General features: G+C 47.7%; 11 protein-coding genes. 1 reads left to right on the forward strand and 10 read right to left on the reverse strand.

The features are described 5' to 3' along the window. Nucleotides 1–68: 68 nt before the first annotated feature. The 6 genes from ACEN8J_RS16845 to ACEN8J_RS16870 form a co-directional block, all read right to left on the reverse strand. Nucleotides 69–1,409 carry a hemolysin family protein gene (locus ACEN8J_RS16845; RefSeq protein WP_340931517.1) on the reverse strand — a complete coding sequence of 447 codons (1,341 nt, stop codon included), beginning with the start codon at nucleotides 1,407–1,409 and terminating at the stop codon, nucleotides 69–71. Between the two features lie 141 nt (nucleotides 1,410–1,550). Next, complete coding sequence (locus ACEN8J_RS16850; RefSeq protein WP_318627026.1) at nucleotides 1,551–2,210, reverse strand: SGNH/GDSL hydrolase family protein; 660 nt, start codon at nucleotides 2,208–2,210, stop codon at nucleotides 1,551–1,553. Between the two features lie 168 nt (nucleotides 2,211–2,378). Further along, on the reverse strand, nucleotides 2,379–3,296 hold the full coding sequence (locus ACEN8J_RS16855) for a PD-(D/E)XK nuclease family protein (protein ID WP_029516100.1): 918 nt from the start codon (nucleotides 3,294–3,296) through the stop codon (nucleotides 2,379–2,381). Nucleotides 3,297–3,412: 116 nt separating this feature from the next. Further along, nucleotides 3,413–4,723 carry a galactokinase gene (locus ACEN8J_RS16860; protein ID WP_495593750.1) on the reverse strand — a complete coding sequence of 437 codons (1,311 nt, stop codon included), beginning with the start codon at nucleotides 4,721–4,723 and terminating at the stop codon, nucleotides 3,413–3,415. Nucleotides 4,724–4,912: 189 nt separating this feature from the next. Next, nucleotides 4,913–6,436, reverse strand: a complete 1,524-nt coding sequence (locus ACEN8J_RS16865) for a copper amine oxidase N-terminal domain-containing protein (RefSeq protein ID WP_029516098.1) — start codon at nucleotides 6,434–6,436, stop codon at nucleotides 4,913–4,915. 101 nt (nucleotides 6,437–6,537) lie between these two features. After that, nucleotides 6,538–8,202, reverse strand: a complete 1,665-nt coding sequence (locus tag ACEN8J_RS16870) for a PucR family transcriptional regulator (protein ID WP_495593751.1) — start codon at nucleotides 8,200–8,202, stop codon at nucleotides 6,538–6,540. Between the two features lie 244 nt (nucleotides 8,203–8,446). Here ACEN8J_RS16870 and ald point away from each other — a divergent pair, with 244 nt between their 5' ends. Further along, on the forward strand, nucleotides 8,447–9,577 hold the full coding sequence (ald, locus tag ACEN8J_RS16875) for an alanine dehydrogenase (protein WP_341038904.1): 1,131 nt from the start codon (nucleotides 8,447–8,449) through the stop codon (nucleotides 9,575–9,577). An 81-nt stretch (nucleotides 9,578–9,658) separates the two neighbouring features. Here ald and ACEN8J_RS16880 read toward each other — a convergent pair whose 3' ends face one another. The 4 genes from ACEN8J_RS16880 to ACEN8J_RS16895 form a co-directional block, all read right to left on the reverse strand. Then, a complete protein-coding gene (locus ACEN8J_RS16880; protein ID WP_341038902.1) occupies nucleotides 9,659–10,204 on the reverse strand; it encodes a mismatch-specific DNA-glycosylase in 546 nt (181 codons plus the stop codon). Between the two features lie 14 nt (nucleotides 10,205–10,218). Continuing rightward, nucleotides 10,219–11,082: an aldo/keto reductase gene (locus ACEN8J_RS16885; protein ID WP_495593752.1), complete on the reverse strand. Its 864-nt coding sequence runs from the start codon at nucleotides 11,080–11,082 to the stop codon at nucleotides 10,219–10,221. Between the two features lie 13 nt (nucleotides 11,083–11,095). Continuing rightward, nucleotides 11,096–12,337 (reverse strand): WD40/YVTN/BNR-like repeat-containing protein, encoded by a 1,242-nt coding sequence (locus ACEN8J_RS16890; protein WP_495593753.1) that lies wholly within the window; start codon nucleotides 12,335–12,337, stop codon nucleotides 11,096–11,098. 149 nt (nucleotides 12,338–12,486) lie between these two features. After that, nucleotides 12,487–13,941 (reverse strand): PstS family phosphate ABC transporter substrate-binding protein, encoded by a 1,455-nt coding sequence (locus tag ACEN8J_RS16895; protein ID WP_495593754.1) that lies wholly within the window; start codon nucleotides 13,939–13,941, stop codon nucleotides 12,487–12,489. Nucleotides 13,942–14,026: the final 85 nt, after the last annotated feature.

The raw sequence follows: 14,026 nt of genomic DNA on the forward strand, positions 1-14,026 counted from the left end.
CCACAAGCTTTACAGGCTATTCGTCACATCTTAAGCAAGCTGTTACTCGACAAAGCCATTTTCCATTATTAAAAATCATTGTCATTTTTCTGTTCAACGACTGCTTTCTTCATCGCTTCAATTGTGTCTATTTGGTGACTGTTTTTTTCCAGTACAGTAAACTCCCATAAACCGATGGTCAGCTTGTCTCCTTGCTGGATATCAAAACGCTCTGAAAGCATCCATCCACCAATCGTATATACGTCCCCGGCCTCAATATCCGTCTCCAAGCGCCGATTGACCTCATGAATGAGCGCCTGTGATTTGAGTATGTAACGATGATCATCTGTTTTTGTAATGAGTGGAGTTAACGCTGCGGGGGTTTCGGTGTCGGTATAGGAAGGAATGTCTCCAACAATCTCCTCCATAATATCCTCCAGTGTGACAAGTCCAGATGTTCCACCATATTCGTCCACCAGCACCGCTACTGGAATGCGCCGTTTTTGCATCTGAATCAGCAGATCCCGAGCCTGAACCGTCTCGATAACCTGAAGCACCGGATGAATATAAGAAGCCATCGTCGTATTCCCTGTGCTGTGCCCACGTGCCAAATCATGCAGGGCTTCCTTAACGCGAATCATCCCGATAACACGATCCCGGTCGCCATGTTCAGCTACAGGTAGAAAATTATAAACTTTGTCCTCGATCAGCTCCATAAACTCGGCCACTGTTGCCTGGTGGGAGATGGAGCGGATGTGGATGCGCGGTACCATAATTTCCTGCGCTGCCCGGTCGTCAAAATCAAATACATTGTTCAGATATCGATATTCTGTCGGTGTAATTTCACCACTACGAAAACCTTCAGATAATGCCAAACGAAGCTCAGCTTCACTAAGTGCTGCATCTTCTTCAGATACTTTTTTGAGCCCAAAGAGACCTGTAATGACACGCGATGAACGACTAAGAACCCAATTCAGAGGATAGGTCATTTTATAAAATATCGTGATCGGACGGGCAAAAAACAATGCCATCGGTTCCGCAATCTGTATGGCGAATGTTTTCGGTACCAGCTCCCCAATGACCACCTCAAAATAGGTCAAGATCAGAAAAGCCAGCAAAAAGGAGAGCACTCCCGTCAGGCCTGCCGGAATATGAGCCAGCACAAACAGGGGGTGTAGCAGATGTTCAACAGTAGATTCCCCTAGCCAGCCTAGCGCCATTGAGGTTAATGTCGTTCCGAGCTGACAAGCAGATAAATACTCGTCCAGCCGAGACAGAATGTTTTTAACAGCTTTCGCATTTTTGTTACCTTCTGAGGCCAATTGATTGATGCGAGATACCCGCACACGAATAATGGAATACTCCGAGGCCACAAAAAAAGCAGTTAATGCGATAAGTAATATAACCAGAATGATATTTATCGTTTCCATAGCCCTCTCTTGCTCCGTTCATGATGAAGCAAGAAGCACCCCCTTTGACATTCATTTTTGGATGGAACCATAACATAAGTAATGATGTCCATAATCGTGTATTACCCAAAAATGACAAGGAGTAGACTATGTATGACCCTGTTAGCGAATCGCCAGCGGACTCTTTTGCACGATATCTATCCATTGATCAGCTATCAACTGATGCCCAACCGCTGTCGGATGAACCCCGTCATGCAGCCAATAGGAGGCGTCCGCCTGGGTAGCGGCTTCGTTCAACATGCTCTGGAGCGGCACAAATACAGCACCAAATTCGTCCGCTAGCTGACGTACAATACGCTGATACCCCGTTATTTTTTCTTGCCAAATGTTCCATCGTGCTTCGGTAGCTCCTGTTTTCAAAATAAACGGCTCGCACAGCACGAGTCCCAGATCAGGCATCACTTCACGCGTTTCTTCCAGAAGGTGGCGATAGGCTCGTTCAAATCGGTCCGTCACCCCGGACGGCTCCTGCTCGACGATCCGCCAGGCGTCGTTCACTCCGATTAGAATGCTGAGCAGGTCTGGCTTCAGGCTAAACATGTCCTCATTCCAGCGTGCATACAAATCCGAAACTCGATCCCCCGAGATTCCCCGGTTCACAAATTCTGGCTGTGTGGTCGTCAAACGGCTCCCCAATGCACCTGCGATCAGATACACATAACTCTGACCCAGCCAATGGTTCGCATCCTCATTTCGTCCCCTTCCTCCGTCTGTTATAGAATCTCCCTGAAATAGAATACGTGCGTGTTCTGTACTCGTCATCTTCCTAACTTCCTCCTTCACATTTTCCAATAATACCCTTATCATACCTCGCGTCATCTAAATTATAAAGCGGTTTCAAAATATAGAAGAATTATAGATTTGCCATATGGCCGGATTCACTAGCTTTAATTAGGGTAGGAATCCGGTGGCAAAGGCGATCAAGTCATTTCACACCGCTCGGTACTTACACACCTCACGAAAATTACAGCCTCCGCACGCTCTGCGTGAAGGCATCGGAGTGAAGAAAGACTCGGACTTGGGGCGGTTATAGTAATCGTCATCGAGACAGGACTTCATTTCATCGATGTATCGTCCTACATTACCAACCACTTTGTCGATATCTTCTTGCGCGGGACGATATACCTCATGCTCTCCTGTCATCAAATACTCCACACGTACCTCAATCTTCTCCAAAGGAAGCTGATAGTGCTCCTGCACATAGGAAGCATACAAAAAAAGCTGGTCGGAAAAATCGCCTTCCTTGCCTGTTTTCCAATCCACGATGACCATGTCTCCATTGTCTCTACGGTAGAGCAAATCCATTTTGACATACACCTTCGTCTCATGAAGGAGCATCGTATCCCACTTCTCCACTTCTACAATTCGGGCCTTTCCCTGTTGCAGTTCACGCCAAACCGCAGTACGGTACAAATTGTGTATCACCGCGTGCTGCCGCTCCTTAATAAGGGCGATCCGTTCTGGAAGCACCTCGTCGTCGTAATAAACCTCCGCCAGCATGACGCGATTTTTCGGATCTTGTAGCCATAGCTCACGGTGTAGCGATTCCTTGTAGCTGTTATTCAACATGTTCTTCATAGCTGTCTCAAGGTATGCTGTGCGCGGGATAGCCCCTTTTTCCATCCATCCACGTATGACGGATTCACACATTTGATGCGTAATATTCCCGAATAAAATATATAAGTTGCTCAGTTGCTTGAGCCGATACAATGTAACTTGCTCTTCAGTGCCTTGTGCCGAATTCCAGCCATTATGCGAGCCGTAATAATGATAATAGTATTTGCGTAAGCATTCATCGAACGTTTGAGCCCTCGATTGCGAATAGGACCAGGACGGGTATATAGCCATGACAGGCCCTCCTTCATTAAAACTATCATCTCTTTATTATAACGCAAACCCAAGCTGTATCGGCGATAAAAAGGACGAAGACCTTAACCCATGGGTTAAAGTCTTCTACTGACTGACTAGTTTGTAGACTCGCAATGAGTCCGTTCAACATTGATCAAATTACTAACATTAACGGCACCGTCCTCACGGACGTTGATAACAAGTACCGGCGTTCCCAGCATGTCGCTGATCCACTCCTTATAATCATCCACATGATCATTCGGAAGAATCGTCAAGATGACACCAGCAAAGCCACCACCATGTACTCTGCATGCGCTGTTATCTATTGACTTTAAATACATTTCGGTTAAAGCCAGTGCAACCGATACGTCTTGTTCCCGCGCAATCCCACTTCTATATACGTTTTGGAGCCATTTCCATGAGGAATTACCAGATTCGGTAACGAGCCTCAGGAAATCAGTAAAGCGCCCTTCCTCCAGTGATTTCACCTGTTCATCCACACGTCTATTTTCTTCAAAAAAATGCAACGCCCGCAGCACTGCACGGTCTCCTGCTTTTTCCCTGACCATCTTGAGGTTGGCATATAGATCCTCCGGCAATAAGTCACGGCAAACCGTTGCGCCTAAAGATTGTGCCACTGCACGCATTTCGTTGGGCACTGCCGCGTAATCGTCCGTTAAATCAGCATGATTTCCACCTGTATTTACAATAACAAGGGAATATCCGTTTTGTTCAAAATTCCAATGAACAGGATTTATGATCGGTTCCTTGGGATTTTCAAAGTCAATGGAAATCAAGCCGCCATACGCACAAGCCATCTGATCGAGCAGCCCCGACGGCTTGTTCCAATAGCCATTTTCTGCATACTGACCAATTTTGGATTTAGCAACAGCATCTAACGCTCCCTCGTTATAAAAATGATTTAATATCGTACATATCAACATTTCAAAAGAAGCGGAAGAGCTTAAACCTGAAGCAGAGAATACATTACTTGATATATAAGCTTGGAATCCCCCAATACGGTATCCGAATTCAAGTAGACCAGCGGCAATACCACGGACCAGCAGCATCGTACTGTCATCCTCCGGTTTTGGCGACAAGTCAGTTAAATCGATGACGTACTTCGTCTTGTAGCCTTCAGAAAAGAATGTAATTACAGATTCCTCCACTTTAGAAGCTACAGCGATGGTATCAAGTGTAATACTGCCTGCCAGCACCTTCCCGTGATTGTGGTCTGTATGATTTCCACCAATTTCGCAGCGCCCCGGAGCACTAAACAGTTCAATATCCCCTACACCAAAATGCTCCCGATACGCCTGTATAAGTGATTCATATCGAGTCGTTTGCTCAGAGATTTGCTGTTGACCGTACATTCGGGCAAGCACTATTTGTCCCTCTCTGGAATTCAATAGTTCCATATCTTTCATCGTATATCCCCCTAATTGTATGTGTTTTCCTATGCTGGAATGATACTATCATTATCTCAATTTTCCCTGTATGAAAGTATGGCACTTTTAAAATTTGTAAGCGCTTATTTTAATCGCTTTACTGAGCATTTTATCAATATAACTAAAAAAGAACCAGCCCCTAATTGGGCCGGTTCCTTGAATTTCTTTTTAGTCGCGTTTCAGTACATATTCTCCATCACTGTTACGAGTTACTGTGGCGCCAAGCGCCTCGGCAACTGATTTGAAAGGAACATACAATGTGCCATATTCATCCGTATATGGAGCTTGTGGCAACGTCAATGTGCTTCCTTCCAATACAGCTTGTTTAGAGCCACTTTTCAGCTTAATCGTCTTACCTGTAATATCATCAATTACAGTAGTCTGTTTGGCAGCTGCATCCCATTTTAACTCGGAGTTCAGTTCGCTCGTCAGTTCACGCAATGGAATAAAGGCAGTACCACCACGATTCTCCAAGACGTAGTAATCGTCTTTAGGATCGAAAGTTGTTTCTACTTTTGTAATTTCCAAATCATTTTTTAAAATGTTGTAGATCGGAGAATTCGCTTCAAAATTGCGCAGCGTCGCTCCCGGAGTTAATTCAGCTTGTTTATTCAAGTCAATAACACCGTTAGAAATATCCACTTTATCAGCCGTCACACTACCATTGACGTTCCAAGATTGAGTTTCGGTCAGAATTGTGAAGGACTTCACCGGAAGACCATCCACATCTGGCAAAGCAACCGTCAGGTCTGTTGCCGCTTTGCGAACATTTCCTTTTTCATCAAAATACATGTCGCTTTTCAGAACCGTGTTAGCACTCAGGACCGTTTTGATTTCAGGGGACTGTGCATACATGGTGCTAACTCCTACATCATATTGATCAACAGCTAGATCCAAATATTTTTTAACTTCGGTATAAGCCTCATTGACCATTTTTTCTTTGTTAGCACTCAGTTCCGCTGTTACTTTATCACTATCTTCAATATTCATGCCGGAAGCAATCGTCTTCGTCATATCAATGGCTTGCCCGATCAGCTCTTTCAAGCCTGCTTCGTCCTTGGCCAGATTCGCCAGGAACGGTTTTACCAATGTTACCAGCTCATCACCACGAAGTTCAGCATGCAGATGGGTCAGTTTCACTTTGTCTTTCTCACCGTATACTTCCTCGGTTACAGACGTTGCAGAAATGGTCGAAGGGTTAGGCGCATGCTTGAGCATAAGTGCAGCGGCTGTTTTCGTCAGTTCTCTCACGTCTTTGGAATATACATATGGATCAAATCCAGCAGGCAGACCGCTCAAACTCTCTTGCGAGTTCAGAGATATGTAATAAGGTTTTTTGGCACCTTCCAGTTGAATAGCCAAACCTTGGCGGTCTAAAGCAAGTTCAAACGGCAAATTATACTTATCGATGTGCAATGTACCTTTGGCAGAAGCAAGTTCCTCCGATTGTACTTTGGCTTCATCCACAGTGACGGAAATCGAATTAATCAAATCTACGATTTCTTTATCTCCTTGCGTGATTCCTTCTTTGGGAGTCAACTTAAGAGAGATTTTCTCCGTTGTCTGCTGGGATTTCACATCAAGTGTTCCCAATAAATTTTTACTTACATCAAATCCGCCTACTGCCTGGCAACCTGTCAAAGCTACCATTAACAGAATAAGAGGGACGGCAATCCATTTTTTTATATTCATATTAATCCCCTTTCAAGATATTTCCGTAATCTCTTCTATTATCTCAGTGTTAACACGCATTGTAAATGAGTAGAATGGAAAATAGAACTAGTTATTTAGGATCAATTTTCAGCCTGCAGCATCCGGTAAGCCAGTAGTGCCATTTCCAGGCAACGACGTTTGTCAGGGTCTGCCAGATTTCCCTCTATGATTTCATTAATTTTATCCAGCCGATTATAAAGGGTCTGTCTGTGAATGTACAAAATTCCGGCGGTATCACGCTTGGAACCATGGGATTTAAAGTAGGCATCCAGTGTATCCAAAAGCTGCATATGGTGCTCACGATCATGCGCAATCAGCCCACCCAAATGGTCCTCTACGAACTCTTGTAGAAAAGGAATGCGGGGCACCGCCTTCAACAACTGATAGATTCCGATGCTGTCGTAAAATAACCGATCCTTCATGACTGGGACGCTTCGTGCCACTTCAATGACCTCATATGCCTCTTCAAAACTGCGATCCGTCCCCGTCATGCGATGCCTTACCTTACCAAAGCCTGCATGAATGCGCACCTTATCAAGCTGTCCTGCGGCATAGTTCTGAATATATTGAACTGTATGGGCAAGCACTTTTTTCATTTGCGCTGCGGAACGTAGTGTTAATTCCTCCTTGGCACAAAGGATGTAACACTGACTCCCCTTCATCATCAACAGATTGTGCAACGTTTCTTTTTTCAACAATGAACGAAGTAGCACTAGCACATCCTGATTGATGGACTCCTTGCGCACCTGACTGGCATCTTTGTCCTGATGTTCCACCTCAATGACCCCTGCCCAAAATAAATACTGTCCCTTCGATAACAATCGCAGGCCCATTCGGGTCTGGGCCTGCTCTTCACTGGGAAGCTGCCCGCTCAGCACATCCTGAATCAATTCATTTTGATTACGCAGCAATCGGTCTTCAAGAAACTGTGTTCTCAGCACCAATGTAGCGGCCGCCTTGGCCGTGTAATCGAGCAGCAGCGACATTTCTTCTGTCGGCATTTCACCATGCAGCACCAAACCTACTGCGGAAAACACCTGACCGAAGCATACAACGGGCTGAAACAACACGGCAGTGGATTCATTCAGGTAAAATAGCAGATGCCCCTCCCGATCGGCGGTCATACTAGATTCCACTTCATGGGCATAAAAATCTGCAATACGGTCCGCTAGATCCGGCTGGACGGAAGGTACGAATCGATTGGTATCAATGGAAGACATGTAGATGACCTGCCGGGCTGCATAGTCATGGAGCACACGCAAGAGGGCGCTCATATCAGTACTGCGCAGGGTTTCCTGCTGAAGTTGACGTGAAAATCGTTCCAGATCTTTTAGGAGTTCATGATGTCGGTTAATAAGTAGGGAATGAATATCTTGTGTAATTTCAACAAAACGCACTGGCTGCTCAAATACGATGACCGGGAAGTGATGTCGTTCCGCCAACTCCAGGATTTCAGAAGGGATTTCATGAATGCTCGTGCCCAGCTCCACACACAATCCCGCGGCTTCCGAGCGGATCAGTTGCTCCATATACTCGGCGCGCTCTTCCCCCTTCCGGGTGAGCCACAGGCCGGTCGTCAAAATCAAGTCATGCCGGCTCACAAACGGAGAGACATTTGTGATTTCTAGCACATGGACCCAACCCACACGGCGATGTACGCCCTGTTCCCCCGCCGCCAGCTTCGCCCGCCGGAAAACGGGACGTTCCAGCACATCCGCAATGGTAAATGTTTTTTTACCGTTCATCGGCATTCTCCTTATGTATATGTCTTTATGTCATTTTACATGACATATATTCATCAAAAAGTCGAGCCTTTAAGTCAGATAATCCGACAAAATGTATGATGTCAAGGAGCTTCACCCCTTGTAAACTGTACCTAATCTAACATGAATTGCATTTATCGGCTTGAGTCCATGTAACTAATCAGCAGACTGCATAAAAATGATAGTGTAATTTTCTTAACCATTATTTTTAGGAGAGGTGAATGAAATGAAAATTGGGGTTCCGAAAGAGATTAAAAACAATGAGAATCGTGTCGCTCTAACGCCCGCAGGTGCAGCTCAAATGATCCAACACGGACATCATGTGTTTGTGGAAAGCCACGCAGGTGTTGAAAGCGGCTTTACGGATGGAGATTATGCCACTGCGGGTGCGACTCTTGTGCAGCAAGCTGCGGACGTGTGGTCCCAGGCGGATCTGATCATCAAGGTAAAAGAGCCGCTCTCCTCTGAATACGGATATTTCCGACCAGGATTGATTTTATTCACCTATCTGCATTTGGCCGCCGAGCCAGCACTGGCCCGCGCTTTAACAGACAACGGTGTAGCCGCTATTTCCTATGAGACACTAGATGTTGAGGGCAGCCTCCCGCTGCTTACTCCGATGAGTGAGGTTGCCGGTCGAATGGCTGTACAAATTGGAGCACAACTGCTGGAAAAACCAAAGGGTGGCAAAGGCATCCTGCTGGCAGGTGTGCCGGGGGTCAAACGCGGTAAAGTGACCATTATTGGCGGAGGGGTGGTCGGTACCAATGCTGCCAAGGTCGCCATCGGTCTCGGGGCAGATGTGACACTAATCGACCTAAGCCTGCCAAGACTGCGCCAACTGGATGATATTTTTGGCAATCAGCTCCATACGCTAGTGTCCACCCCGTCCAACATTGCTGAAGCCGTGGCGCAAAGTGATTTGCTGATCGGCGCTGTCCTAATCACTGGTGCCAAAGCTCCGCGGCTCGTAACGGAAGCCATGGTACAGACGATGCAGCCCGGTTCTGTGATTGTGGATGTCGCCATCGACCAAGGCGGCATTGTCGAGACGATTGACCACATTACGACACACGACCAGCCTACCTATGTGAAGCATGGCGTCATTCACTATGCGGTAGCAAACATGCCGGGCGCGGTACCGCAAACCTCGACGCTGGCCCTGACGAACGCGACGCTCCCTTTTGCTCTCCAGCTCGCAGATTTGGGTGTGCAGGAGGCGCTTCGCAGAAGCAAACCACTGCTTAGTGGCACCAATGTCCTGAATGGACATATTACCTACGAAGCGGTCGCACGTGATCTGGGATATCCTTATGTTCCCGTGGAACAGGCAGGGCAGGCGAAAGCCTTACAATAGAAACAGCTCAAAGAACCACACGCTCTTCCCAGCAGGGACCGAAGCGTGTGGTTCTTTTTGTACTAGCTATATTCACCGTACTTACTGCGTTTCAGATATTTCTGACGAAAGGAACGTTTGAAGACGGCGATAAATATCTGTGATTTCTTCCAGCGACATGCGCACCAGTCCGCTAGACGAAGGTGCCACAAATTCATGCATCTCAGGAATTAGCGGTTCAGGCTGAAATCCCCAATCTACTTTGGATCTTTTACTGTATTCGGTGTACACGCCTTTGCCGACAAAGCAAGCAACCTTCGGGCGGTATTCCTTTAGCTTCTCGTATAGCTTCAGACGTCCTTCGGCGTATTCCTCGCGTGCAATGTCCTCCATTCCCCTCGTGGGACGGGAAACAATGTTCGTAAAACCAAAGCCCAGCTTCAGCAGCTCCCGATCTTCCGATGGATTGTACAAGCGAGGTGTCAAGCCTGCTCCCTCAAGTATGCGCCAAAAGCGGTTGCGCGGATTCGCATAATGATGTCCTACCTCGCCTGATTTCAGGCTGGGATTAAAGCCGATGAATACAACGGATAATCCATAATCCAGATGATCATCTACCTCATGCAGTTCTGTCTCTCGCTCTGTCATGGGCTCCTCCTTCCTCAAACCATATCCAGCGGCTGCTTCCGCATCGGCGGAGGAAAAGCTTCGTCTATTTGTTGAAGTTGTTCAGGGGTGAGCCGAATACTTGCTGCCGCTGCATTTTCTCGTACATGCGATTCCTGTACCGCCTTCGGAATGGCCCAGACATCACCGTCTCGTATGACCCACGCAAGCGCAATTTGCGATGGAGTTACCCCGTGGCTGGCAGCAATGTCTACCATAACAGGATGCTCCAGCAGGCCCCGTCGCAGGCGACCACCTTGGGCAATCGGGCAATAGGCCATCACAGGCACTCCATTCGCACGGCTCCAAGGTAGCAGATCATATTCGATGCCCCGCGAAGCCGCGTGATACAGCACTTGATTGACAGCGCAGGCTTCGCCTCCACTCAGGTTCCATAGCTCCTCCATGTCGGACTTGTCCAGGTTGGACACTCCCCAGCTGCGGATTTTGCCCTGCTCACGCAGTTGTTCCATACCTTCTATTGTCTCTTCCAGTGGAATATTCCCTCGCCAATGCAACAAATACATATCCATGTAATCCGTTCCCATGCGGGTTAAGCTAGCTTCGCACGCCTGAGCCAGTCCTTGGCGGTCCGCATGATGAGGGTAAGCCTTGCTGACAAGATAGACATCGTCCCGGCGCCCCTGAATGGCCTCTCCGACGATCTCTTCTGCGCCGCCCTCCGCATACATTTCAGCCGTGTCCACCAGCAACATGCCCAGCTCGAAGCCAAGTTGAAGCGCACGCACCTCCTCCTGCCGAAGTGAGGCTTTTTCGCCCGTATTCCACGTGCCCTGCCCGATGAGCGGTACTTCACGACCGTCCGTCCATGTGATCACACTTTTCTTATGTTGGCTCATATGCATTCCCTCCTTAGGAGCCTGGTGTCACAGGCTTATCAAATACATGGCTCTGCGTCCAATGCTGTCCACCATCCGAGGTAGTGTACATAACTGGGGCCTGCTCTGAGTCCGAAAAAATAGCCCAGCCTTCTTTGGCATTTGCCATCCCGATTTGCTGACCGCCATAACCGTCAAAGCCTTGCCTTCCATTGTTCCACGTCTTGCCGCCGTCAGTCGTCCAGCCGATCGTATTGGGCTTGTCGCATGGTGCGCAGTAACCGCCCATCCATGCGGTACTGCTATTAACCGCATAGAGCATACCTGGTGCCGCCCCTTCATTTTTGGGAACCTGATTGTCTTGCTGGCTAATACCTGGTGCCGGACCACCGCCAGCGGTGGCATTCGCCAGTACAGGACGCCAGCTTTGTCCACTATCGGCAGTATGCCAAAGCGAATACGACGTCTGATTCATCCCCGTATCTCCAACCAGCTCGATCCATGCGTTGCCACGTTCTACCGAACGAATAATGGCTCCATTTAGAGGCGCCTCCGTTGTCCGTGACATGACAGTAGTCCACTTTTGGCCCCCGTTAACGGTATGTAAAATCTGGAATGAACGGTCTGTGTCCTGCGTAACCGCCCAGCCGTTTTGCCGATCATGGTAATATGGCTGTCCTACCATGTGGCCAGGCACAGGGAGCGAAGACCAGCTTTGCCCGCCATCCTTCGTATATTGGTTGCCACTGAACCCTTCCTTGGATGATACAAAGTGTAAAAAGCCCGTTTGCCCTTGCTCAGGTACAGTCCCAACAACCTCCCAGCGTTTGCCGCCATCGCGAGTGGCCAGCAGCGATCCGCTGTCTGCCATAACAGCCCAGCCTTGCTGCCCGTTCAAGGCAAAAATCTGCTGAACCGTACCTTGGCCCTGATATTGCACATTCCACGTCGATCCGACTGAACCGGATGCAGACGCGTCCGTTCGGGCAATCCAGCCATTTCCGCCGATCCAGCCGGATTGGCCGTCGATCAAACGCAACGCGGTAATATTGTCCATGCGGACTTTCGCTATAGTAGTGTCTGTGGTTGCTTGTCCTCCTATTTTCGATGTATCTACAGTCGCTCCCGAACCATTCGCTTGTGCCGAGACGGCACCCTTTTGCTCATTTTGAGCCGTTTGTCCTGTTTGCGAACTTGTTTGTGAGCCTGTTTCACACCCCGCTGTCACTATGGCTACGGCGAGTAAAAGCACCCAGACCGATGTTTTTTTCTTCATTTTCGTTCATCCCCTTATGTTGGTGATATACATGGCTGTGCGGGTATTGTATTCACAGCCATGTATATTCTATGTATTACCCTGCTGTCTTCGTTTCACTCTTAAGGTGAATATACGGAATGGACTGAATGCAAACCAGCGTTACAGGATTACGAGTTTACAGGAACAAAGCCGCCTTTTTCGATGGCCCGAGTTCCTTCTTCACTTTGCAGCCATTCGAGTAATCGTTGCATCGAAGGGCTTGGTTCCTCGCCTTCCCGTGTGACTACAAACAGTTGAGCTGTGAATGGATATTGCTTCGAGCGGATGTGCTCTTTGTTCGGCTTCACTCCATCAATAGACAAAAATTTGACCTCTTGACGATTATGCATCACATTTGCAAAATAATAAAATGAATATCCGAGCGCGTTGTGATCCTTGTTAAAATCTGCGACTGCATTAATCATACCACCCATAATGCCAATTTGTAGTTCACGTGGCGGGTCAGCCATTTCATGGCCTGCCATCACTTTCTTTTGCATATATGTCTGACTGCCTGAATTTTCTTCTCGCTGATAAGCAATGATCGGCTGATCCTTGCCCCCTACTTCATTCCAATTACGGATAGCCCCTTCATATATACGGCGAACCTGCTCCGAAGAAAGTCCTCTAACCGGATTGTCTTGATGTACGAGGAAAATAAACGCATCCCACCCAATGGGTGTGAGCTTCATTTGTATTCCCCGACTTTTCGCCAGCCGCAGTTCCTCATCGGAAGGACCAGCCACCAGAATCAGATCCGCCTTCTTTTCGATCAAATTGACATATGCCTGATGGGTCGTGTTGAATCTCAGTTCGTGCGCTGCTCGCGCCTTGCTCATTCCGGTCAGTTCATGCAGCATATCCTGCGCAAACGGAATGGCCGCTGTAGCCCCGTCAACTACCGGAAAATCTCTCTCTGCAATGTATGGGCGTTGAGGAAGCATCAGTGTAATCGTCAGCACAATGACGAGCGCAGCAGATATCGCGGCAACAATCCATTGCCATCTATGATCCACCTTACCATTCTTGTCGGTTAGCGCTGGATAACGATTTACCCCAACTCCTACTACCATGCCAACTATCGGCAGCAGTGCAGCCAGTAGAAACCAGATTTCGCCATGCTGTGTATATGGACCCAATACCTCTAACACAGGCTCCGCCCAAGCATGATAGAATGAAAAGAGCCCCCACGCCCCTCCCGACACTTCAGCAGGTTGACCACCAGACCCTTGTATTCCTACAATCCACAACCACAGCCCACATAATAATGATAATAGCCCGGTCAGCATCAGCGAAAGCTTGCCCATGCTGGACATACGCGCACTCAAGGCACCATAAGCTGCAAAGATGAGACCGATAATCCATGCATATAGAAGCAGTATTACAATCACAGTTGTATCCGTTACACCTTCATGCCTCAGCAGAAGCTGCACTTGGGGTGCCACAACCATACTCCAAACTACATTAAACATGACTGAAAACAATCCAAACATAAACGTACCGCCCAACCATGGCCAAAACCATGCTATCCGCACAGACTCGTCCTTTTCCGGCTTGGTTATAACTTCCTTTGGATCAGACATGTACATCCCCCTATAACTAATGAATGAAATGAGACTGTAAGCCATTGCTTCTTCATTGTACAATTATGGTAAAGATTAGTATACG

The sequence above is a fragment of the Paenibacillus sp. Paensp38 genome (genome assembly GCF_059491915.1).